The following is a 21763-nucleotide window of genomic DNA, read 5'->3' on the forward strand; positions in this document are numbered from 1 at the left end:
TCCGCCACTAGTACAAGGGGACACGACGATGCAGAGCCCGACTGCTCAGGGGACGAACGACGGTGTGCGGCCGGCACGCACGTGGCCGTCGGTCCTCGGCACGCTCACCGACGGACGTGACCTGTCGGTGGACGAGGCGAAATGGGCGATGGACGAGATCATGTCCGACAACGCCACGTCCGCGCAGATCGCGGCGTTCGGTGTCGCCCTGAAGATGAAGGGCGAGACACCGGAGGAGTTGCGCGGACTGGCGGACTCGATGCTCGGGCACGCGCGCAAGGTCCCCGTCGACGACGACGTCGTCGACATCGTCGGAACCGGTGGTGACCGATCCAACACCGTGAACATCTCCACGATGGCGTCACTCGTGGTCGCGGCGTCCGGCATTCGCGTCGTCAAGCACGGCAACCGGGCGGCGTCGTCCAAGAGCGGTGGGGCGGACGTTCTCGAGGCCCTCGGGGTGAAGATCAACCTCGGTCCCGACGAGGTGGCGCGCTGTGTCCGGGAGGTCGGCATCGGCTTCTGCTTCGCGCCGGTGTTCCATCCCGCCCTGCGGTTCGCGGGCGCGCCGCGCAAGGAGATCGGCATCCCGACCGTCTTCAACGTGCTCGGACCACTCACCAACCCGGCGCGTCCGCGGGCCGGCCTCATCGGCTGCGCGTTCCCGGGCCTGATCTCGGTGGTGGCCGGCGTGCTCGCGCAGCGCGGCAACTCGGCGCTGGTGGTGCGGGGTGACGACGGCCTCGACGAGTTGACGACGTCGACCACGTCGACCGTGCACATAGTGGCGGACGGTGGGGTGACCACCCGTCAACTCGACCCCCGGGACATCGGGATCGCGCGGGTGTCGCTCGACGAACTGCGCGGCGGCGACGCCGACGTGAACGCGGCGGTGGCGCGGCGACTCCTCGCCGGTGAGACCGGACCCGTCCGCGACGCGGTCCTCCTCAACGCCGCGGCGGCGATCGCGGCGTTCCGGGGGCTCGGCGGCCGCACGCTCGAAGACGCACTGTCGGACGGACTCTCGACGGCGGCACAGTCCATCGACAGTGGAGCGGCCGCGACGCTGCTCGCGCGGTGGGCCGAACTCACGTCGGGTCTGGCCACCAGCAAATAGCAGGCGGGGCTATTCGCCGATCGAGAAGCCGGCTTCGACGTCGGCGCTGGAGTAGGACTGGAACGCGATGTGCGTCGCCGTCCGGGAGACGCCGTCCACCTTGTTGATTCCCTCGGTGACGACCTCCGCGATCTTCGCGTGGTCCCGGACCCGCACGATCGCGATCAGGTCGACGTCGCCTGCGCAGGAGTAGACCTTGTCGACGCCCTCGATGTCGGCGACGGCCTGAGCGGTCTCCGGGATGCGGTGGGCTTCGGCGTGGATCAGGACGATGGCGTTGATCATGATCGCCAGCCTAAGCGGTGGTCGGCGGAAGTCGGCGCGGGTGGTCGGGTCTCGGCGTCCCGTGTCGACGTGCTCCCCGCTCGCGCGAGTGCGCACCACTCGGACCAGGATCCGGCGCCCCGGGCGGGCTCGCACCAGCCCGAGGAAGCGCTGACGATGCGGGTGTCCTCCTGGTCGAGCCAGCGCGCCAGCAACCCGGCCTCCTCGGGGGAGGCACCGCGAAGCGGAGTTGCGTCGGGAACGACGGTTTCGGCGGTGAGGACGAGCGCATCGACCACCGGCATCGGGTGGATCCCGCGCCGCGCGCAGCCGGCCGACGCGAGGCGGCCGGAACGGATCACCGCGAACTCCCAGCCGCCGGTCGCGGCCGGGCGAGCAGCGACGAGCTGATCGAGGGCGGTGAGGGCAGCCAGGCGCTGCATCCTCCGCAACGCGAGCACGACCTCCGCGGTGCGATCACGCAGGCGTGCGGCATTCTCGAACAGCTCGCCGGCGGCCAGCTCCTCCACCCGTGCGCGCATGCGGTGCAGCGGAGAGTCGTCCAGGCCGCGGAGGAACTGCCGGAAGAGTTCCGGCCCGGGACGGTAGGCGTCCTCCGTGACGCGGCCGTGGACGGACGCCGGGCAGCGTCCGAGCTCGCGGGGCGGGCAGTGCGGACCGTGCTCCCTTCCCTTCGGGATGCGGCTCGTGCAGGTGCGGAGAATGCAGTACTCGGCGAGGACGTCGGCGACGTCGACTGCGGTCGAGCGGGACCGGAACGGACCGAGCGAGTCGGCGGTCGGGGTCCGCACCACCGACAGCCGGGGGAAGGCCTCCGCGGTGAGCGTGATCCACCAACCGCGTTTCGGGTACTTGGATCTCCGGTTGTACGGCGGCGTGTGCGCCGCGAGCAGCCGGAGCTCGCGCACACCGGCCTCGAGCGCGTGCGCGCACTCGACGTGATCGATCCGGGTGGTCAGGGCCACCATCTCCTTCATCCGGCCACGCGTCTCGGAGCCGGTGAAGTAGTTGCGCACCCGCCGGCGCAGATCGGTCGCCGTGCCGACGTAGAGGACCTCGTCGGACGGTCCGCGGAACAGGTAGACGCCGGGAGCATGCGGGAGGTGGCCGGCGAGCGAGCGTTTCGCCCGCTGGTGCGAGGAGACGTCGGGCAGGTAGTCGACCAGCTCGGTGAGACTGTGCACTCCCTGATTGCCGACCCTCGCGATGAGGGCGTGCAGGACGTCGACGGTGGCACGGGCGTCGTCGAGTGCCCGGTGCGTCGGAGTGGTCCCGACGTCGAACAGCCGGGCCAGCGACGACAGTTTGACGGACGGCGCCTCGTCGCGGCTGAGGACGCGCCGGGCCAGCTTGACGGTGCAGAGCACGGTGAACTTGGGCCAGGGGGTGTCGGTGGCGGACGCCGCGGCCTTGAGGAAGCCCGTGTCGAACGGGGCGTTGTGGGCGACGAGCACCGCCCCGCGAGCGAACTCCAGGAACGCCGGCAGCACTCGCTCGATCCGCGGGGCGTCGATCACCATGGCGGTGGTGATGCCGGTGATCTCCACGATGTGCGGGGGGATGGATCGTCCCGGGTCGACGAGGGTGGCCATTTCGGCGATCACCTCGCCGCCGCGGATCTTCACGGCGCCGATCTCGGTGATGGCGTCCTCGCCCGGTCGCGCGCCGGTGGTCTCGAGATCGACCACCACGAACGTGGTGTCCCGCAGTGGGGTGTCGAGCTCGTCGAATCTCAGCTGTTCGGGTACACCGGGGACACTCACGGCTCAGAGCGTATGGACGGGCACCGACAGACCCGCCCGGAGAGCCCGGAGAGACGAGGATCACACTGCCCGTCTCGGGCGGCGGTCGCGGGCGGTGCGAGGGGCGGGCGCGCGACCACGATCGAGGGGTCTGCGTGGGGCGGGGGCCGGTGTCGGCCGGTCCGGCGCGTGTCGCGGGTTCGATCCGCGGCACCCCCGTTGAACAGCGGGAACGCGGCGCGGGACGAAACCGGGGAGTGGGCAGGCTTCGCGAAATGCCCACTCCCGCTGTCGAAAAGCGATCGAAAACAAACCGCCTGTTATCCAGTCGTTACCGAATGTGGGTATCGCGCGCCCGCAAAGCCGGAATCGGCCCAAACGGACACTTTCCGCGTGTTCCGGTCGACATCTGGGTATTCCATTTCGTAACCTTCCTGAGACCTAGCGGAGTCTCGCAGCCCCAATACCGGGGCAGCATCGCTAGTCACCGCCTAATCGGCCACTCGCGAGAGCGGTCGTACCGGGAACCCAAGTTTCTACTGGGGTGAATCCCGCCGGGACGTCCTCACGCACCGGTGGGTAGGGCTGATCTTCCCAGCCCGAACCCGTCAGCTAACTCGGTCGGCGGATGAATGGAAGAAACGGAGTACCCCTTTCGTGGCGTCACAAGTTTCCAAGCGGAATGTGCGACGGGCAGTCGTCGCCGGCGCGCTCGCAGTCGGAGCGCTCACCGCTACCGCGGCCCCCGCGGCCGCAGATCCCGTCACCATCCCCGGAGTCGGAACCTTCGAGATCCCGGGTGTCGTCATCCCGCAGATCCCCGGTGTCCCGAACCTGCCCGCGCCCCCGGCGCCGGCCAATACCGCGGGTGACAAGGCCGTTCAGGCCGCCCAGACCAAGCTCGGCTCGCCGTACGTCTACGGCGCCGCAGGCCCCAACTCGTTCGACTGCTCCGGTCTGGTGCAGTGGGCGTTCAAGCAGGCCGGACTGAACCTGCCGCGCACCAGCTACGCGCAGGCGGCGGCAGGCACTCCCGTCTCGCAGTCCGATCTCCGCCCCGGCGACGTGGTCTCCTTCTACGGCGGATCGCACTCGGGCATCTACGCCGGCAACGGCAACGTGATCCACGCCTCCACCGAGGGGCAGCCCGTCAAGTTGGCGCCCATCGCGTCCATGCCTTTCGACGGCGCACGCCGCTACTGATCCACACGCGAGGCGACGCATCCACCGAGTCGAGGGCGGGGATGCACGGGGTAGCTTCGTAGGATCTCGCACGACCACCGAGGGTGGGTTCGAATCACGATTCGAACCCATCCTCGATGTCGTTGCGCCCCAGGCAGACAGCGTGTCGTTCACCCGTCGGGTGGTCCCCGCCACCCCGTTCGTGACATGGGTGGACACAAACGTATGCCATTCCGTAACCTATCCGAGACCTTGCGAAGTCTTGTCGCGCCAACCGGGCGGCAACGCGGGTCACCACCTCTTCGGCACTCCACGGTCGCCTCGGCCGAGGAAATCCCTGAGCCGCGCATCGGACAACCGACCCGGCTGGTGGAGATCGACGATCGGAGAACTGCATTTCCGTGGCCTCACACAAGATGAAGCGCTCCCTGGGCAGCGTGCTGACAGCCGGCGTGCTGTCGGTGGCGCTCGTGTCGCTGCCCGCGATCCAGGCGGGTGCAGACCCGGTCACCACCAACCCGACCGATGCCCTGACGAAGCTCGGTGACCTGTCCCGGCAGTCCGAGCAGACGTCCGAGGCACTCCACAACGCGCAGATCGACCTCGAGGCCAAACAGTCGGCGCAACGCGACGCCGACGCCACACTCGCGGCCGACCAGGGTGTGCTGGACGCCGCCAACGCGCGCGTCGCCGTCTTCCAGCCCGTGGTGAACAAACTCGCCACCGCCAACTACCAGGGCGCACGGACCAATCGCCTCTTCGCCGTCATGGTGAGCGATTCACCGCAGCAACTGCTGGACCAGATGTCCGCTCTGGACGCCATCTCCAACGACACCCGCAACCAGGTCGCGCAATTCCAGTCGGCCACGTCGGAAGCCACGAAGGCGGCCGAGGCGTCGAAGGAGTCGGCGGATGCCGCGCGGTCCGCGACCGAGCAGGCCAAAGCGGTGAGCGACGATCTGCAACGCAAGCAGAGTGACCTGCAGGCGCAGATCGCCGACGTGATCAAGGCCTTCGGAGATCTCACCGGCGCCGAACGCGACCAACTCGCGGGGACGCCCTTCCCGCCCGGCTTCGACCCGAACACGATCCTCGCGCATCTCACCCCCGGTTCGGGCACCAGCGCGCTGCAGGCAGGCATGACCCGCATCGGTGACCCGTACGTGTGGGGCGCCACCGGTCCGGACGAGTTCGACTGCTCGGGACTCGTCGTGTGGGCGTACAAGCAGATCGGCAAGACGCTGCCGAGGTCCAGTCAGGCGCAGGCCAGCGGCGGCACCCCGGTGTCCCGCGACGCCCTGCAGCCCGGCGACGTCGTCCTCTTCTACAACGACGCGTCCCACGTGGGCCTCTACGCCGGAAACGGCAACATTCTCCACGCCTCGACGTTCGGTGTTCCGGTGAAGATCGAGTCGATGGCGAAGTTCCCCTTCTACGGGGCCCGCCGCTACTGACGGCGACCGTCCGGCAGCGGCGCCGGGGCGTGCTCATACACTCACCGGCGTGCCCGCTTCAGACCCGTCTCCCGCAACGGATCCGACCTCGCGCCGTCAGGCGCGCCCGTGGGAGCTGGCCGCACTGGCCGGACTCGTCCTCGCCGTGGTCGTCGTACTCGCACTGACCGGGTTCTCACGGACCGGGCGGGGCGCCGACGGAGCCGTCGGCACCGCGCACGCCGACACCGAGGCGCGTGCGGCAGCCGTCCAGACGCTCCTCGACACCTGGGCGTCGGCCGTGCGGACGAACGACGCGGCCCGGCTGTCCGGTCTGATGGATCAGGCTGCGGCCCCGGGATTCCTGGCCGCCGAGACGCGGCGGGCGGGCAACGTTGCCGGGGTGGAGTTCTCGGACTGGGGCTACGAGATCGCCGAGGGCGCCGAGACGGCGGTGCCGTCGAGTCTCGTCGACGCGCTCGGGGCCGACGAGGTGTGGGCGCCCGCCGTGCAACTCCGCTACGCGATCGCGGACGAGAGTCCCACCCGCAAACCGGTGGCTCTCGTCGTCGCCCGGCGCGGTGACCGCTGGGCACTGGTCAGCGACAGCGCCACCGTGGACGGCGAGCGGCGGACCTGGCGCGGACCGTGGGATTTCGGACCCGTCGTGTCGCGACGCGTCGATACCGGCGACGGGCGGACGTCGGTAGTGCTCGGACATCCCGAGAACGCCGCCATGGTCGACCGGCTGGCGGACGAACTCCCCGCCGCCGTCGTCAACGCCACCCAGTTGTGGGGTTCGAACTGGGCGGGCCGCGCGCTCGTGTGGGTCGCGGGATCGCAGGACGAGTTCACGGCGCTCGTCGGCCCCAATCACGACGGACGCGACATCGCCGCCGTCGCCATCTCGGACGCCGTCGACCCGGACGCCGCCACGGTCACGGGCCAGCGGATCGTGTTCAGCCCGGCGTCGGCGGACCGGCTGACCGAGGTCACCCGGCGGGCGATCCTGCGGCACGAGCTGATCCACGTGGCGGCGCGCGCGGAGACGGTGGACCGTTCGCCGATGTGGGTGCTGGAGGGTTACGCGGAGTACGCCGCCTACCGGGGTACCGGCGAGGCCGAACGGCAGATCGCGCCTGCGCTGACCGCGCAGGTGGGGGCCGAGGGTCCGCCGACCGAGTTCCCCGAGGACACCGACTTCTCCGGCTACGGCGAACGCGGCTCGGTCGCCTACGAGACGGCGTGGTCGATCAACGCCTTCGTCGCCGAGCAGTACGGCGAATCGAGGCTGACAGCGCTGTACCGGACGCTGGCCGTGGGCGAGGCAGACCCGGAGACGGTCGACGGACGGCTGTCCGACGTCCTCGGCGTCGACGCCGACCAGTTCCGCGACCGCTGGACCGACTGGGTGGGCGCCCACCTGGGGTGACCCTGGGTCGGTTGCCGTGCGGTCCACCGCCTACGGTGATCACATGCGCCGAACCCTGTTGGTGACGAACGATTTTCCGCCGCGACCCGGCGGAATTCAGTCGTACCTGCACACCTTCGCCAAGCACCTGCCCGCCGACGACCTGGTCGTCTACGCCCCGCGTTGGCGCGGCGACTCGCACATCAAGTTCGATGCGCGGCAACCGTTTCAGGTCGTCCGGCACCCCACCACCTTGATGGTGCCCACACCGTTCGTCGCCCGACGTGCCGCCACGCTGCTCGCCGAACACGACTGCACGGGCGTCTGGTTCGGCGCAGCCGCCCCGCTCGCGCTGCTGAGTGCGACGGTGCGCCGCGCCGGGGCGGAACGGGTGGTCGCGAGTACCCACGGGCACGAGGTCGGCTGGTCGATGCTCCCTGCCGCCCGCCAGGCCCTCGGACGGATCGGCGACCGGACCGACGTCGTCACGTATGTCAGCCGGTACACGAGGGGCCGCTTCGCGTCCGCGTTCGGCGCGAGTGCCGCGCTCGAACACCTGCCGCCCGGAGTCGACACCGACCGCTTCACCCCGGACAGCGGCGCGAGGGCCGAGCTGCGGTCCCGCTACGGGCTGGGGGAGCGGCCGACGGTCCTGTGCCTGTCACGTCTCGTGCCGCGCAAGGGCCAGGACATCCTCATCAAGGCGCTCCCGGGCATCCGAGAGCACATCGACGGGGCCGTGCTCGTGATCGTCGGCGGCGGTCCGTACGAGGACCGTCTGCGCTCGCTCGCGCGCTCGGTGGGGGTGGAGGACCACGTCGTGTTCACGGGCACGGTGCCGTCCGCGGAGCTGGCGGCGCACCACACGATCGCCGACGTGTTCGCGATGCCCTGCCGGACGAGGGGTGCGGGACTGGACGTCGAGGGTCTCGGCATCGTCTTCCTCGAGGCGTCGGCGACCGGTGTGCCGGTCGTCGCCGGACAGTCCGGTGGCGCTCCGGAAACGGTGCGGCAGAACGAGACCGGGATGGTCGTGGACGGCACGTCGGTGGCCGAAGTGGCGCGTTCGGTGATTTCGGTGCTGTCGGATCGTGACCGCGCGGCCGCGATGGGTGCGGCCGGCCGCGAATGGGTCAAGGCGGAGTGGCGGTGGGACGTGCTCGCCGCCAAGCTCCAGGCACTGCTTGCGTGACCACCCGTGAGTACTTCTCAACCGCGGGCGGTTGAGAAGTACTCACGGGCCGAAGGCATTACTTCGCGTAGATGGCGGCGATGTCGTCGGCGAAGCTGTCGTGCACCACGTTGCGCTTGAGCTTCATCGTCGGCGTGAGCTCGCCGGTCTCCTCGGTGAAGTCGACGGGCAGGACCCGGAACTTCTTGATGGCCTCCGCGTGCGACACGAGCTTGTTGGCCTCGGCGACGGCCTCGTCGATCTCGGCCGTCAGGTCGGCGTCGGTGAGCAGGTCCTTGACCGTGGTGCCTGCGGGCTTGCCGTTGCGCTCGTTCCATGCGGGCAGTGCGTCGGCGTCGATGGTGATGAGCGCGCCGATGAACGGTTGCTGGTCTCCGACGACGATGGCCTGGCTGATCAGCGGGTGCGCACGCAGGTGATCCTCGAGCTGGGCGGGGGAGACGTTCTTGCCGCCCGCTGTGACGATGATCTCCTTCTTGCGGCCGGTGATGGTGATGTACCCGTCCTGATCGACCGATCCGAGGTCGCCGGTGTGGAACCAGCCGTTCTCGATCGCGTCGGCGGTCGCGTTCTCGTTGCGCCAGTAGCCGCCGAAGACGACCGGCCCCGACAGCAGGATCTCGCCGTCGTCGGCGATGCGAACGGAATTGCCCGCCAACGGCTTGCCGACCGAGCCGACCTTCTGCTCGCCGATCGTGTTGACCGCGAACGCGGCGGACGTCTCGGTGAGGCCGTAGCCCTCGTAGATGGTGATGCCGATGCCGCGGAAGAAGTGGCCGAGGCGGGCGCCGAGGGGGGCGCCGCCCGAGATCGCCAGCTGGCACTTGCCGCCGAGCGCGGCCCGCAGCTTCGAGAACACCAGCTTGTCGAACAGCGCGTGCTTGGCCTTGAGGACGAGCCCCGGCCCGCCCTTGTCCTGAGCCTCGCTCCAGACGATGGCGGTCTCGGCGGCGGCGTCGAAGATCTTGCCCTTGCCCTCGCCGTGCGCCTTGGCGCGGGCGCTGTTGTACACCTTCTCGAACACCCGCGGCACGGACAGGATGAAGTCGGGGCGGAACTCGCCGAACGTGGGGACGAGGTTCGGGATGTCGCTGGTGTGTCCGAGTGCGGCGCCGGCGTCGAACGACGCGACGCTGACGGCGCGCGCCAGGACGTGCGCCATCGGCAGGAACATGAGGGTGCTGACGCCGGGGGTCTTCAACAGGGTGCCGAGGCTGGAATCGAGGATGCCCTTGGACTCGGCGATGAGGTTGGAATGGGTGAGCTGGCAGCCCTTGGGCCTGCCGGTGGTGCCGGAGGTGTAGATGAGGGTGGCCGGATCGCTCGACTTCAGCGCGGCGACGCGCGCCCGGACTTCGGAGTCGGGCACGTCGGCACCCAGTTCGGTCAGTTCCTCGACGACGCCACGGCCGCCGTCGGACGCCTCGATCTGGTAGACGCCGCGGAGCGCGGTCGCCTCGGCGGCCACGGCCTTCACGGTGGCCGCGTGCGTCGCGTTCTCGACGACGAGATCGATTGCGGCGGAGTCCTCGAGGATCCAGCGGACCTGCTCGGCGGAGGACGTTTCGTAGATCGGGACGGTGACGCCGCCCGCCGCCCAGATCGCGAAGTCGACGAGGGGCCACTCGTAACGGGTGGCCGACATCAGTGCCACCCGGTCGCCCTGCTGGACGCCGAGAGCGATGAGACCCTTGGCGACCGCGGTGACCTGAGCGGCGAACTCGGCGGCCGTGACGTCGGTCCAGCGTCCGCCGATCTTGCGCTTGTACACGACCAGCGTCGGGTCGGCCGCGGCGTGGGCGAACACCGAGTCGACCGCGGACGCGTCCTCCGCGATCGTGAACGACTGTGGCGCGCTGAACTCGGGCACGAAAACCTCCGACACTGAAGATACTGACGAGTAGGATTGTCTTCCCAACTTTAGACCTTCCCCGGCCCGGTCTGCCTCCAGGCCGAAGAAGGGTGGTCAGAGCCCTGTTCGCGAGGTGCGGCGGAACCCCGCGGCCACCGCCGACCGCGGTGTGTGAAGCTAGTCGCCGTGAGCAGCATTCAGGTCGCAGACCAGACGTTCATCGCGGCCCCGCCGCAGCAGGTCGCGGCGGCGATCGCCCCGCCCGCCCGCTGGCGTCGGTGGTGGCCGGATCTCACCCTCGCGGTCCGCGAGGACAGGGCCGAGAAGGGCATCCGGTGGACGGTGGCCGGGCCCCTCACCGGAACGATGGAAGTGTGGCTCGAGCCGGTGCTGGACGGAGCGATCGTCCACTACTTCCTCCACGCCGAACCGGCCCGCAGCGAGACCGCCCCGGATCTGGCCGCGCTGAACCGTCGCAGGCGCGTCGAGGGAAAGGTGATGTCCTTCGAGGTGAAGAAGGAACTCGAGGCGGGTCGCGCTGCGGGAGAACCGCCGTCCTGAGGGAGATTCGCCCGCCGCGGCGGGGTCGGCATTGTGTCAGGGCGCCGAGATCGTGTGTGATAGTCGGGCACAACACAGACATACGAAACCGGTAACGGCGTGGCCCCGCGATCGACGAGCGGGTTGGCCAGGCGAAAGGAAGCGTTCACTCCATGCCCGAGAGGACCAAGAGGTCGATCAGTATCGAGGCGCCGCCCGCCCGGGTGATGGATGTGATCGCCGACTTCGACGCGTACCCAGCGTGGGTGGCCGCCGCGAAGTCCGTCGAGGTCATGGAACCCGGACAGGGCGGCCGGGCCGACCGGGTGCGGTTCGTGCTCGACGCGGGCATGGTCAAGGACACGTACGTACTCCGCTATGACTGGGCGCCCGACGGCAAGTCCGTCAGCTGGGAGCTCGAGTCCGGTGAGATACAGAAGTCGCAGTTCGGTTCGTACGTGCTCGAGGACGAGCCGGGCGGCGGCACCACCGTCACCTACGAGCTCACCGTCGACCTGACCATTCCGATGATCGGCCTGTTCAAGCGCAAGGCCGAGAAGGCGATCACCGACACCGCGCTCAAGGAACTCAAGAAACGGGTGGAAGGCTGAGCAGCGAGGGCAGTGCCGGACCTGCGCGGGTCCAGTTCTTCGTAGGGAAGGGGGGCGTCGGCAAGACGACGCTCGCGGCTGCGACGGCGCAGGCGGCCGCAGAGGCGGGCAGCCGGACTCTCCTCGTCTCGCTCGACCAGGCGCACTCCCTCGCCGACGTGATCGGGATCGCCGCCGCCCGGGACCTCGTGTCCGTGACCGACAGGCTCGACGTCCTCGAACTCGACACCCTCACGTTGCTCGAGGACAGATTCCGGGGTCTGACAGCGGTTCTCGCGGCCGCCGGAACACACGATCACGGCGCCCAGTTGTCCGCGCTCGAACCGGAGGAGCTGACCGGGCTTCCCGGCGTGCAGGACGTGCTCGGGCTGCGGGAGATCGTCCGGTTCGCCACCGAGGGCGACTACGACGCCGTCGTGGTCGACTGCCCGCCCACCGCGGACTGTCTGCGGACGCTCGCCGCGCCTGCGATGGCTCTCGAGTACATCGAGCGGGTGTGGCCGCAGCACCGCCGCATCGTCGCGCTCCTGGGGTCCGATCCCCGCCTCGTCATGCTGGTGTCGCTGATCGAACAGGTCGTCGCCGCGGTCGGCGAGGTCCGGGAGATGCTCGCGAACCGGGCGAAAACCACTGTGCGACTGGTGACGACACCGGAGCGGGTGGTGCTGACGGAGACCCGGCGCACCGTGGCGGTGGCCGCGCTGTCCGGCCTGCGCGTCGATGCAATCCTCGTGAACAACCTTCTGCCGCACTTCGATTCGCCGGCAGGACACGACGATCCCGGTGTGGCATGGTTGATCAGACGGCGAGCCCTGCAGCAGCGGGTGCTCGCCGAGCTGACCGCCTCCGCGGGTACCACGGTGATCCTCTCGGTGACCCGGTCGGTGACGGAGCCGGTAGGGTGGGCCGATCTCGGCGGTATCGCCCGGGAGTTGTATGCCGACGACACGGACGCGGTTGCGGTGTTGGGGAAGAACCCACCTGCGGTGCGGGTGGGGCTGGAATCGGGGGCCGGTGTGGATTCTGTGTACACGATGCGGATGTATCTGCCGCTCGTGAACCCGTCGACCCTCACGTTGGGTCGAGTGGAGGACGACTTGGTCGTGGGAGCTGAAGGGGTGCGCCGCCGGGTACGCCTCGCCTCGGTCCTGCGCCGGTGCGTCGTCGCGGGCGCAGAACTCGACGGAAGTGATCTGGTCGTGCGCTTCACGCCCGACCCGCAGGTGTGGCCGGTATGACCGACGACCACGCGCAGCTGGTGGCGGAGCTGCGGGCGCTCGCCGAGACCGCCCTGGACCGTCTCGAGCCGATTCTCCAGCGCGCGGCGGCGCCGCACGCCCAGACGGACGCCGAGGGAACGCCGCCCGGAACCGGACAGTGGTCGGGATGCACGTGGTGCCCGGTGTGCGCACTCGCGGCTCTGATCCGTGGCGAGCAGCACGATCTCGTGACCCTGCTCGCCGGCCAGGCGTCCGTGTTGATCGCGGTGCTGCGGCAGGTCCTCGACGAGCACGCCGTTCACGACACCCCGGCCCCCGACGCTCCGGAACCCGGCCCCGGCGGTGGACCGTCCGAACCCGAAGGCGGCTCTGCGTTCGAGCCGATCTCGGTCACCATCAAGCATTGAGCGTGCCTCGCGCGCGCGGGATCGCCGGACTCCTGCACGTCGGCGATCCGGCATGGGCACAATCATCTCCATGAGCACAGGCACGGGCAGCGAACGTGGCGGCAGCGCGGCGCTGACCATCGGCATCGACGTGGGTGGAACGAGCATCCGTGCGTCGGTGGTCGACTCGGCCGGCGAGGTGCTCGATTCGCTCCAGTCACCGACCCCGGCGTCGGCGAAGGCACTCGAAAACGGCCTGGACCGCGCGGTCCGGGAGCTGTCCGCACGGCACGAGGTCGCCGCGGTGGGGCTGGCGGTGGCCGGGTTCATCACCCCCGACCGCACGACGGTGCGGTTCGCGCCGCATCTTCCGTGGGTGGGTGCGCCCGTCGGCCGGGACCTCGGGCAGCGTCTCGGGCTGCCGGTGATCCTCGAACACGACGTGAACGCGGCGGCGTGGGCCGAGCACCGGTTCGGTGCGGCAGCGGGCGGCCGGAACGTGGTGATGCTCGCGATCGGCACGGGTATCGGGGCGGCGCTCCTCGCGGACGGTCGGCTGTACCGGGGCAGCCACGGCGTCGCACCCGAACTCGGCCACATCCAGGTGGTCCCCGACGGACGCCCGTGCGCGTGCGGCAAGCACGGCTGCTGGGAGCGGTACTGCAGCGGGACGGCCCTCGTCGACACCGCGATCGAACTTCTGGCCGCGGATCCGGCGACGTCGACCGTCCTGGCGCGGGAGGTGGCGGTCGATCCCGGTGTGCTCACGGGCCGGCGGATCGCGGGCGCGGCACAGGACGGCGATCCGCTGGCACTGGAGACCATGCGGAAGTTCGCCCGGTGGCTCGGTGTCGGCCTGGCGCTCATCGGGGACGTGTACGACCCGGATCTCGTCGTGATCGCCGGCGGGGTCGCGAGTTCCTCACCGCTGTTCATCGACGAGGCCCGCGAGCACTACGCGGCGCTGACGACGGGGGCCGGGCACCGGCCGCTGGCCCGCATCCGGCCGACCCAGCTGGGGGAGGCGGCGGGCATGATCGGAGCGGCGGAACTCGCTCGGGCCGTCCTGCCCGATCGGGTGGGTTGACGTCCGGCCCGTCGCTGTAAACCCGCAGAGTGTGATGCTGTGCGGGCCTCCCGGCCGTGTGTAGCGACCCTCACCCACCCGAAGTAGAGTCGACCCGAACGAAGCTTGGGTTGTGAACGGGAGGGACGCCATGTGGTACTGGCTCTTCAAGTACGTGTTTTTGGGGCCGGTTCTCTGGGGGCTGGGTAGGCCGACCGTGGAGGGTACGGAGAACATTCCGGCGGAGGGTGGGGCCATCTTGGCGAGTAACCATCAGGCCGTGCTGGATTCGTTCTTCCTGCCGTTGCGTGTGCCGCGGAGGATCACTTTTCTCGCCAAGAGCGAGTACTTCACCGGGACGGGACTCAAGGGCGCTTTCCAGCGCTGGTTCTTCTCGGTGGTCGGCCAGGTGCCGATCGACCGGACGGGCGCCGACGCCGCGCAGGACGCATTGAACGCCGGGTTGCGGGTCCTCTCGCAGGGCAAGCTGCTGGGCATCTACCCGGAGGGCACCCGGTCGCCCGACGGCCGCCTCTACAAGGGCAAGACGGGCCTGGCCCGCATGGCGCTCGAGTCCGGTGTGAAGGTCATCCCGGTCGCGATGATCGGAACGGAGAAGGTCAACCCGATCGGCTCCCGGGTGTGGCGTCCCTCGAAGGTGACCATCCGCGTCGGTGAGCCCATCGACTTCTCGCGTTTCGAGGGCATGGGCGGCAACCGGTTCGTCGAGCGGGCCGTCACCGACGAGGTCATGTACAAGCTGATGAAGCTGTCGGGGCAGGAATACGTCGACATCTACGCGGCCACGCTGAAGAAGAAGGCGCCCACCGCCGACGCCTCGGTGGCCGACGTGGCGCCGGCGAGCGACGCCACCACCGTCACCCGTCTGCCGGACACGCGGGCGAGCTGACCGCCGTAGCCTCTCAGCCGACGGGGACGGTGAGATCGTCGGAGGTCTCCGACCGATCGTCCTCGTCGGACTGTGAGGGGCGGGTGCGAAACGCGACGATCGCGACCAGCACAACCGCGAGTCCCCACCACACGTACGACGACGCCAGGAACTGATCCCACAGGTTCCAGTGGGTTCCGCTCCAGCGGCCCACCCCGAGTTTCCAGTGCGCGGCGAGCCTCACGACGACGACGCCGGCCACGGCCGTGACCGCCAGGGCGACGCTCTGGCGACGGTACGCGAGGACCCCGAGCACGAGGATCACCGGCACCGACCACACCCAGTGGTGCGACCAGGACACGGGGGAGACGAGCAGCCCGAGGACGGCGTTGAGTCCGAGCCCGAGCGCGGTCTCACCGGATCGGAGCGCCCGCACCATCGCGAGAACGACGAGTGCGAGAACCAAGACGCTCAGCAGCAGCCAGATCGGGGTTCGCACCGAGTCGCTCAGGCCGAGCCGGGCCAGCACACCCGTGATGCTCTGGTTCGCCGGATATGCCGGTGTGCCGATCCGATCGGAATCGAAGAGGGTGTGCGTCCAGTAGGTGACGGAGTCGTTCCACGTCGCGATCGCGCCCACGGCACTGAACGCGAGGAAGCTGACCGCGGTCACGACGGCGGAGCGAAAGTCCTTGCGCACCAGGAAGTACACGACGAACACGGCAGGCGTCAGCTTCACCGCCGCGGCGAGGCCGATCAGCACGCCGCGGGGCCACGGCGTTCTCTTCGGCAGGCAGTCCGCCGCGACCAGCAGCATCAGCAGGATGTTGATCTGCCCGTAATCCAGGGTCGACGAGACGGGTTCGAGGGCCATCGACACCGCGAGCGCACCGAGGGCCGTCCACACCAGCGTGGTGCGGGGTGCGATGCCCAGCGAGTCGAGCGTGACGACGAGAACGCCGAACAGCGCGATCAACGACAACACCGTCACGACGGTCCCGGCCGTCGCCAGCGACACCGTCGACAGCGGACTGAAGACGACGGCGGCGAGCGGCGGGTACGTGAACGGCAGGAAGTTGCCCATCTGGGTGGCCGGCATCGACCCGTACAGGGTCGGTCCGTGCAGGAACACCGATCCGCCCAGGCGGTAGACGTCGAGATCCAGCCGGTAGTAGCTGCCGAAGTCCCGCAGGCCGGGCAGTCCGAGCAGGTTGTACGCGAATCCGACCGCGAGCCCGGCGAGGACGAGGACTCGGACGAGTAGACCTCCGACGCGGAGATGCAGAGGCACCCGCGGGGGGTCGAGCGGGTCCGCGACAGGGGCGGCGGACTGTCGACCGTCGGAGGTTGCGCGCACCGAGGCCTCCTTCACGAGGTAGGGGTGGATCCGGATGACGCCAACGGGTGAGGCATAGTTTGCGGGCGTGCGTTACTTCTACGACTGCGAGTTCATCGAGGATGGTCGCACGATCGACCTGGTGTCGATCGGGGTGGTCGCAGAGGACGGACGTGAATTCTACGCGGTGTCCACCGAGTTCGATCCCCACCGTGCGGGCAAGTGGGTGCGCAGGAACGTGCTGCCGAAGCTGCCGCAGCCGTCGTCGCCTCTCTGGAAGAGCCGCGCCCGCATTCGCGACGACCTCTACGCGTTCCTGATTCCCCGGCCCGGCATCGTCCCCGAGCTGTGGGCGTGGGTGGCCGCCTACGACCACGTCGCCCTCTGCCAGTTGTGGGGGGACATGACGGAGCTGCCGCAGTCGCTGCCCCGGTACACGCGGGAACTCCGCCAGTACTGGGAGGAGCACGGGAGCCCGACCCTCCCACCTGCACCGGATGACGCTCACGACGCCCTCGCCGACGCCCGGCACAACCTGGCGAAGTTCGAGGCAGTTCAGGCGGCGCGGTCACTGCGGTGACCTGACTCGCCATCGCTCCGGTCGAGCGAATATCCTGTATGGGTGAACTGGACTGTCGACGTGCCGATCGACCGCTTGCCCGAACTCCCGCCGCTCCCCACCGAGATGCGTGAGCGTCTCGACGCAGCGCTGGCCAAGCCCGCTGCCCAGCAGCCGCAATGGCCCGAGGGTCAGGCCGCCGCGATGCGGACCGTCCTCGAGAGCGTGCCGCCGATCACGGTGGCCAGCGAGGTCGTGGCCCTGCAGGAGAAGCTGGCCCAGGTCGCGCGCGGCGAGGCGTTCCTCCTCCAGGGCGGTGACTGCGCGGAGACGTTCGCCGACAACACCGAGCCGCACATCAAGGGCAACATCCGCACGCTGCTGCAGATGGCCGTCGTCCTGACGTACGGAGCGAGCCTGCCCGTCGTCAAGGTCGCCCGCATCGCCGGTCAGTACGCCAAGCCGCGGTCGTCGAACGTCGACGCCCTGGGCCTGCAGTCGTACCGCGGCGACATGATCAACTCCCTCGTCGCGGACGAGGCCGTGCGCGCCCACGACCCGTCGCGGCTCGTGCGGGCATACGCCAACGCCAGCGCCGCGATGAACCTGGTCCGCGCGCTCACCGGCGCGGGCATGGCCGACCTGCACAAGGTGCACGACTGGAACCGCGAATTCGTGGCGTCGTCGCCGGCCGGGGCCCGGTACGAGGCACTCGCCGCGGAGATCGACCGCGGGCTGCAGTTCATGAACGCCTGCGGCGTCACCGATCCCAGCCTCCACCACGCGCAGATCTTCGCCAGCCACGAGGCGCTCGTCCTCGACTACGAACGCGCGATGCTGCGCCTCGACAACGACGACGACCACGCCAAGCTGTACGACCTGTCCGCGCACTTCCTGTGGATCGGCGACCGCACCCGCCAGCTCGACGGAGCGCACATCGCGTTCGCCGAACTCGTGTCGAACCCGATCGGCCTGAAGATCGGACCCAGCACGACACCGGAGATGGCGGTCGAATACGTCGAGCGCCTCGACCCCACCAACAAGCCGGGTCGCCTCACCCTGATCTCGCGCATGGGCAACAACAAGGTCCGCGACCTGCTGCCGCCCATCATCGAGAAGGTCCAGGCCACCGGTCACCAGGTGATCTGGCAGTGCGACCCGATGCACGGCAACACGCACGAGGCGTCCACCGGGTACAAGACCCGCCACTTCGACCGCATCGTCGACGAGGTCCAGGGATTCTTCGAGGTCCACAACGGTCTCGGCACCTACCCGGGCGGCATCCACGTCGAGCTCACCGGTGAGAACGTCACCGAATGCCTCGGCGGCGCGCAGGACATCTCCGACCTCGACCTGTCCGGTCGCTACGAGACGGCGTGCGACCCCCGTCTCAACACCCAGCAGTCGCTGGAACTGGCGTTCCTCGTCGCGGAGATGCTGCGCGGCTGATCGCCCGCATCATTCGGACCCTCACTGCCCTGCTCCCGCGGGGTCAGGGCAGTGAGACCAGGGTGACCGTGCTTCCGGGCTTCACGAGGTCGCCGCTGCCCGGGTTCTGGCTGATGACGAACGACCTGTCCGTGTCGGTCACCGAACGCACCTTCACGTCGAGTCCGAGGCGGCTCAGTTCGTCGCGCGCGGATCCGACCGTCCGGCCCAGCATCGACGGAACTCGGACCGCATTCGACACACTCAACGTGACGCTGGTGCCCGCATTGACGCTGGTGCCAGCCTTCGGGCTGGTGGCGATCGCGTCTCCGGCTGCGACAGTGCGGTCGAAGTCCGTCGTGACGTCCTGCACGACGATGCCCACCGCCTCGAGTGAGGTGCGCGCCTCGGCTTCCGACATGCCCTTCACGTCGGGAACGTCTACCGGCGGTGCACCTTTGCTGACGATCAGTTTGACCGTGGAACCGGTCGCGAGCTCGGTGCCCGGAGCCGGGTCGAGTGCGGCCACCGCACCGATCGGGACCTTCGCGCTGAACGCCTGACCGCCGTCGACCGGGGTGAACGTGCGGTTCCGCAGTTCCTGTTCGATTCCGGCGCGCTCACCGCCCGCAGGTAGGGGCGGGACGGTCGGTCTCCCGAGGGAGACGAGGAGGGCCACCGTGCCGTCGCGGGAGATCCGCGAGCCGCCGGTGGGATCGGTGCCCAGCACCGTGTCGAGCGCCGCCGTGTCGGAGTACTTCCCCCGGATCTCCGTGGACAGACCGGCCGCTTCGATCGCCGTCACCGCCGCACCGCGATCGAGACCGTCGGTGGTCGGGACCGCGGTGAACCGGCCCGAACCCATCCACCAGCCACCGAAACCGACCGCCAGGGCGAGCATCAGGATCACGAGCAGCCACACGATCGTGGTCCGGCGCGACCGCTGCCGTTCGGCGGCGAAGTCAGGGTAGTGATAGCCGTCGTCGGGCTCGTCCTCCGCCGCGAACGACGGTTCGTCGATCGGCGGGCGTGGAGTCTGGGTGGTGACGACCCGCGTGTGCTGGACACCGGGCTGCGCAGGCAGCGGGCTGGGCGGCGACAGCGGCGCGGCGGGGGGAAGGTGCACCGTGGGCGGTGCGACGGGCCCCGGCGGCGCGCCCAGGGGCGGCGCGCTCGCGGCGGCCGCGGCGCTGAGGTGCTGCGCCGAGCGTCGCGGGGCGGGCACCCGATACGCGGGCAGGTCGAGCGCCGCCGCGATGCCACGCAGGGCCGAGCCCATCTGCTCGGCGTTGGCGAAGCGGTGCGACGGTTCCCGGTGGGTGGCCTCCGCGACGAGTTCGTCGAACTCGGGCGGCACGCCCGCGATGAACGAACCCGGCCTCGGCACGTCCTGGTTGATCCGCTGATACGCGACGGACAACGACGTGTCCCCGGTGAACGGTGTCCGTCCGGTGAGGAGTTCGAACAGCAGGACACCGGTGGAGTAGACGTCGCTGCGGGTGTCCGCGATCCCGGACGTCACCTGCTCCGGCGACAGGTACGCCGCCGTGCCCAGAATCACACTGTTCGACGTGGTGGTCGACGCGGCGGCGGCCCGCACCAGACCGAAGTCGGCGATCTTCACCTCACCGCCGTCGGAGATCAGGATGTTCTCGGGTTTGACGTCGCGGTGCACGAGACCGGCCCGGTGAGCGACGGCGAGCGCGTCGAGAACCGGGCCCGCGACCGCGGCCACCGCGTGCGGAGGCATGGGCCCGCGTTCCCGCAGCAGTTCGCGGAGCGTTCCGCCGTCGACGAGTTCCATCACCAGGAACGCGTGCTCGCGGTCGTGCCCCTGGTCGTAGACCGCGACCAGCGACGGGTGCTTGAGGCGCGCGACCGATCGGGCCTCGAATTCGAACCGGGTGACGAACGCCGGGTCGGCCGCGAACTGCGGATCCATCACCTTGATGGCCACCGGACGGTCGAGGCGTGTGTCGAGCCCCCTGTAGACGGTGGACATGCCGCCACGCGCGATCGTGGCATCCACCCGATAGCGCCGGTCGAGCAGCTCGCCGATCAAACGTTGACCTCCATCGTGCACAGTGTCCGTTCCCCCGTCAGTGCGCGCAGCCCGGCGACGCGCCCCTCAATCGTAGCCAGCGACACCGACCGGTAGCGCCACGCCGGAAGCGACCAGATAACGTTAGGGGAGTGAGTGCCATCCCTTACTGTGACGATGTCCTGGACCCTTCCGTCTCGCTCCTCCAGTTGGTGGACGTCGCGAAGAACCTCGGTGTGGCCGTCACCCGTGTGCAGCAGCTTCTGCGCGATCAGCAGTTGATCGCCGTCCGACGCGACGGCGTCCTCGGTGTTCCCGAACTCTTCTTCGACGAGACCGGCGAGACCGTCAAATGGCTGCCCGGTCTCATCGCGGTGCTGCACGACGGCGGATTCAAGGACGAGGAAATCCTGCAGTGGCTGTTCCGTGAGGACGACAGCCTGCCCGGTACACCCGTCCAGGCCCTGCACGGCGACCTCGCCCGTGAAGTGATCCGCCGCGCTCAGGCGATGGGATTCTGATCGTCGCTCACCGCACCCGGCCACGGGCAGGCACCGCGAGCCGGGCGAACTGAGGCAGCGCCGTCGCCCACCGGTTTCTCCGGGACACGGTGGCGCGCCGGTCCAGAACCCGGTAACCGCCTCGCTCGATCTCGTCGAGAATGCGGGAATACAGCACGAACGCGGTCCGGATACCCGGTTGCACCCGTCGGTCCAGCATCGCGATGCCCGGTTCCGCCTCCCGGTACACCGACCGGGTGACCGAGATCAGATGGGCGAGAGCCCGCACGATCCGCCGGTCCGTCGTGCCGCTGCGGCGGCTGTGCGCGAGAAGTTCGGTGTCGACGCCGAACGCGCCCAGTTCGTCGGCCGGGAGATAGACCCGGCCCCGATCCAGGTCCTCGCCGACGTCGCGAAGAAAATTGGTCAGCTGGAACGCCTCACCGAGAGCCGCAGCGTGCGGTTCGGCATCGGCGAGGGGCCCCGTGGTTCCGAGGACCGGCAGCATCTGCAACCCGATCACGACGGCCGATCCGTACATGTACTTCCGGAGCTCGGTCATGGTGTCGTACTCGGCCCGATGCTCCGCAGTCCCCGGAACATCCATCCGCATGGATTGCAGGAACGCGAAGAAATAGTCGTGCGGGATGTCGAAGGTCGCCACGGTGTCGAGAAACGCGGGGAGAACCCGGCGCATCTCCGGTGCGCACGCATCCGGCCCGACCGCGGTCCGGTAGGTGAAGCCGAGACGCAGTGCCGCGTCGATCCGATCGAGTTCGGCGGCGCAGTCGCCGGCCGTCCGACCGGGATCGACGTCCACGATGTCGTCGACCGTCCGGGCGAACCCGTAGAGGGAATGCACGGCGGCCCGGCGGCGCTCGGGAAGCAGCCGGGTCGCGAGATGATAGGTGCGACCGTGCTCCGCCGTCACCGCGCCGCAATACCGGTAACTGTCGGCCAGCTCGGTCATCGA

20 protein-coding genes and 1 riboswitch are annotated in these 21763 nt (G+C 69.4%); of the genes, 14 read left to right on the forward strand and 6 right to left on the reverse strand.

What is annotated here, in order from left to right; all coding sequences use genetic code 11:
* Positions 1-28: 28 nt before the first annotated feature.
* The gene (gene trpD, locus WKC72_RS17405) at positions 29-1117 is read left to right on the forward strand and encodes an anthranilate phosphoribosyltransferase (RefSeq protein ID WP_370183620.1); all 1089 of its coding nucleotides are present in this window, start codon (positions 29-31) and stop codon (positions 1115-1117) included.
* A gap of 9 nt (positions 1118-1126) precedes the next feature.
* Here the strand turns inward: trpD and WKC72_RS17410 are convergent, their stop codons facing one another.
* Positions 1127-1402: an Lrp/AsnC family transcriptional regulator gene (locus WKC72_RS17410; RefSeq protein WP_005247708.1), complete on the reverse strand. Its 276-nt coding sequence runs from the start codon at positions 1400-1402 to the stop codon at positions 1127-1129.
* Positions 1399-3165 carry a DEDD exonuclease domain-containing protein gene (locus WKC72_RS17415; RefSeq protein WP_052032829.1) on the reverse strand — a complete coding sequence of 589 codons (1767 nt, stop codon included), beginning with the start codon at positions 3163-3165 and terminating at the stop codon, positions 1399-1401. Before WKC72_RS17415 ends, WKC72_RS17410 begins: the two co-directional genes overlap by 4 nt.
* Positions 3166-3622: 457 nt before the next feature.
* A riboswitch (cyclic di-AMP (ydaO/yuaA leader) is annotated at positions 3623-3787 on the forward strand.
* 14 nt (positions 3788-3801) lie between these two features.
* Between WKC72_RS17415 and WKC72_RS17420 the strand changes: the two genes are divergently transcribed.
* The 4 genes from WKC72_RS17420 (at position 3802) to WKC72_RS17435 (ending at position 8362) form a co-directional block, all read left to right on the forward strand.
* Complete coding sequence (locus tag WKC72_RS17420; RefSeq protein ID WP_037226609.1) at positions 3802-4347, forward strand: NlpC/P60 family protein; 546 nt, start codon at positions 3802-3804, stop codon at positions 4345-4347.
* A gap of 380 nt (positions 4348-4727) precedes the next feature.
* Complete coding sequence (locus WKC72_RS17425) at positions 4728-5780, forward strand: NlpC/P60 family protein (RefSeq protein ID WP_112299743.1); 1053 nt, start codon at positions 4728-4730, stop codon at positions 5778-5780.
* 49 nt (positions 5781-5829) lie between these two features.
* The gene (locus WKC72_RS17430) at positions 5830-7191 is read left to right on the forward strand and encodes a hypothetical protein (protein WP_112299742.1); all 1362 of its coding nucleotides are present in this window, start codon (positions 5830-5832) and stop codon (positions 7189-7191) included.
* 43 nt (positions 7192-7234) lie between these two features.
* A complete protein-coding gene (locus WKC72_RS17435; protein WP_370183624.1) occupies positions 7235-8362 on the forward strand; it encodes a glycosyltransferase family 4 protein in 1128 nt (375 codons plus the stop codon).
* 58 nt (positions 8363-8420) lie between these two features.
* Here the strand turns inward: WKC72_RS17435 and WKC72_RS17440 are convergent, their stop codons facing one another.
* Positions 8421-10232, reverse strand: coding sequence for a long-chain fatty acid--CoA ligase (locus WKC72_RS17440; protein ID WP_112299741.1), 1812 nt, complete (start codon positions 10230-10232; stop codon positions 8421-8423).
* A 168-nt stretch (positions 10233-10400) separates the two neighbouring features.
* Between WKC72_RS17440 and WKC72_RS17445 the strand changes: the two genes are divergently transcribed.
* From WKC72_RS17445 to WKC72_RS17470, 6 genes are all read left to right on the forward strand, one after another.
* Positions 10401-10775, forward strand: coding sequence for a polyketide cyclase / dehydrase and lipid transport (locus WKC72_RS17445; protein WP_037226693.1), 375 nt, complete (start codon positions 10401-10403; stop codon positions 10773-10775).
* A 152-nt stretch (positions 10776-10927) separates the two neighbouring features.
* On the forward strand, positions 10928-11365 hold the full coding sequence (locus WKC72_RS17450; protein ID WP_005247694.1) for an SRPBCC family protein: 438 nt from the start codon (positions 10928-10930) through the stop codon (positions 11363-11365).
* A complete protein-coding gene (locus WKC72_RS17455) occupies positions 11362-12603 on the forward strand; it encodes an ArsA family ATPase (RefSeq protein WP_112299740.1) in 1242 nt (413 codons plus the stop codon). The genes WKC72_RS17450 and WKC72_RS17455 overlap by 4 nt, the downstream gene beginning before the upstream one ends.
* Positions 12600-12992 (forward strand): hypothetical protein, encoded by a 393-nt coding sequence (locus WKC72_RS17460; RefSeq protein WP_370183628.1) that lies wholly within the window; start codon positions 12600-12602, stop codon positions 12990-12992. Before WKC72_RS17455 ends, WKC72_RS17460 begins: the two co-directional genes overlap by 4 nt.
* 52 nt (positions 12993-13044) lie before the next feature.
* Positions 13045-14058 carry an ROK family protein gene (locus WKC72_RS17465; protein WP_370183630.1) on the forward strand — a complete coding sequence of 338 codons (1014 nt, stop codon included), beginning with the start codon at positions 13045-13047 and terminating at the stop codon, positions 14056-14058.
* Positions 14059-14188: 130 nt separating this feature from the next.
* Positions 14189-14947, forward strand: a complete 759-nt coding sequence (locus WKC72_RS17470) for a 1-acyl-sn-glycerol-3-phosphate acyltransferase (RefSeq protein WP_037226616.1) — start codon at positions 14189-14191, stop codon at positions 14945-14947.
* A gap of 13 nt (positions 14948-14960) precedes the next feature.
* Here the strand turns inward: WKC72_RS17470 and WKC72_RS17475 are convergent, their stop codons facing one another.
* Positions 14961-16283 carry a glycosyltransferase 87 family protein gene (locus tag WKC72_RS17475; protein WP_370183633.1) on the reverse strand — a complete coding sequence of 441 codons (1323 nt, stop codon included), beginning with the start codon at positions 16281-16283 and terminating at the stop codon, positions 14961-14963.
* Positions 16284-16350: 67 nt separating this feature from the next.
* On the opposite strand from WKC72_RS17475, the gene WKC72_RS17480 reads away from it, so the two are divergent.
* Entirely contained in the window at positions 16351-16842 is a 492-nt protein-coding gene (locus tag WKC72_RS17480; protein ID WP_037226619.1) for a polyadenylate-specific 3'-exoribonuclease AS, read from the forward strand.
* Between the two features lie 42 nt (positions 16843-16884).
* The gene (locus tag WKC72_RS17485; protein ID WP_005247669.1) at positions 16885-18270 is read left to right on the forward strand and encodes a class II 3-deoxy-7-phosphoheptulonate synthase; all 1386 of its coding nucleotides are present in this window, start codon (positions 16885-16887) and stop codon (positions 18268-18270) included.
* 43 nt (positions 18271-18313) lie between these two features.
* Here WKC72_RS17485 and pknB read toward each other — a convergent pair whose 3' ends face one another.
* Positions 18314-20332 (reverse strand): Stk1 family PASTA domain-containing Ser/Thr kinase, encoded by a 2019-nt coding sequence (gene pknB / locus WKC72_RS17490; protein ID WP_370183637.1) that lies wholly within the window; start codon positions 20330-20332, stop codon positions 18314-18316.
* A 110-nt stretch (positions 20333-20442) separates the two neighbouring features.
* Between pknB and WKC72_RS17495 the strand changes: the two genes are divergently transcribed.
* Complete coding sequence (locus WKC72_RS17495; RefSeq protein ID WP_037226623.1) at positions 20443-20811, forward strand: Rv2175c family DNA-binding protein; 369 nt, start codon at positions 20443-20445, stop codon at positions 20809-20811.
* Between the two features lie 7 nt (positions 20812-20818).
* Here the strand turns inward: WKC72_RS17495 and WKC72_RS17500 are convergent, their stop codons facing one another.
* The gene (locus tag WKC72_RS17500; protein WP_370183642.1) at positions 20819-21760 is read right to left on the reverse strand and encodes a phytoene/squalene synthase family protein; all 942 of its coding nucleotides are present in this window, start codon (positions 21758-21760) and stop codon (positions 20819-20821) included.
* Positions 21761-21763: the final 3 nt, after the last annotated feature.

The sequence above is a fragment of the Rhodococcus wratislaviensis genome, assembly GCF_041228765.1.
Taxonomy (GTDB): domain Bacteria; phylum Actinomycetota; class Actinomycetes; order Mycobacteriales; family Mycobacteriaceae; genus Rhodococcus_F; species Rhodococcus_F wratislaviensis.

Excerpts from the sequence above, each read along its gene's own strand:
- trpD (WP_370183620.1), top strand. The coding sequence starts at position 29 with ATGCAGAGCCCGACTGCTCAGGGGACGAACGACGGTGTGCGGCCGGCA.
- WKC72_RS17410 (WP_005247708.1), bottom strand. The coding sequence starts at position 1,402 with ATGATCAACGCCATCGTCCTGATCCACGCCGAAGCCCACCGCATCCCG.
- WKC72_RS17435 (WP_370183624.1), top strand. The coding sequence starts at position 7,235 with ATGCGCCGAACCCTGTTGGTGACGAACGATTTTCCGCCGCGACCCGGC.
- WKC72_RS17450 (WP_005247694.1), top strand. The coding sequence starts at position 10,928 with ATGCCCGAGAGGACCAAGAGGTCGATCAGTATCGAGGCGCCGCCCGCC.
- WKC72_RS17460 (WP_370183628.1), top strand. The coding sequence starts at position 12,600 with ATGACCGACGACCACGCGCAGCTGGTGGCGGAGCTGCGGGCGCTCGCC.
- WKC72_RS17465 (WP_370183630.1), top strand. The coding sequence starts at position 13,045 with ATGGGCACAATCATCTCCATGAGCACAGGCACGGGCAGCGAACGTGGC.
- WKC72_RS17470 (WP_037226616.1), top strand. The coding sequence starts at position 14,189 with ATGTGGTACTGGCTCTTCAAGTACGTGTTTTTGGGGCCGGTTCTCTGG.
- WKC72_RS17500 (WP_370183642.1), bottom strand. The coding sequence starts at position 21,760 with ATGACCGAGCTGGCCGACAGTTACCGGTATTGCGGCGCGGTGACGGCG.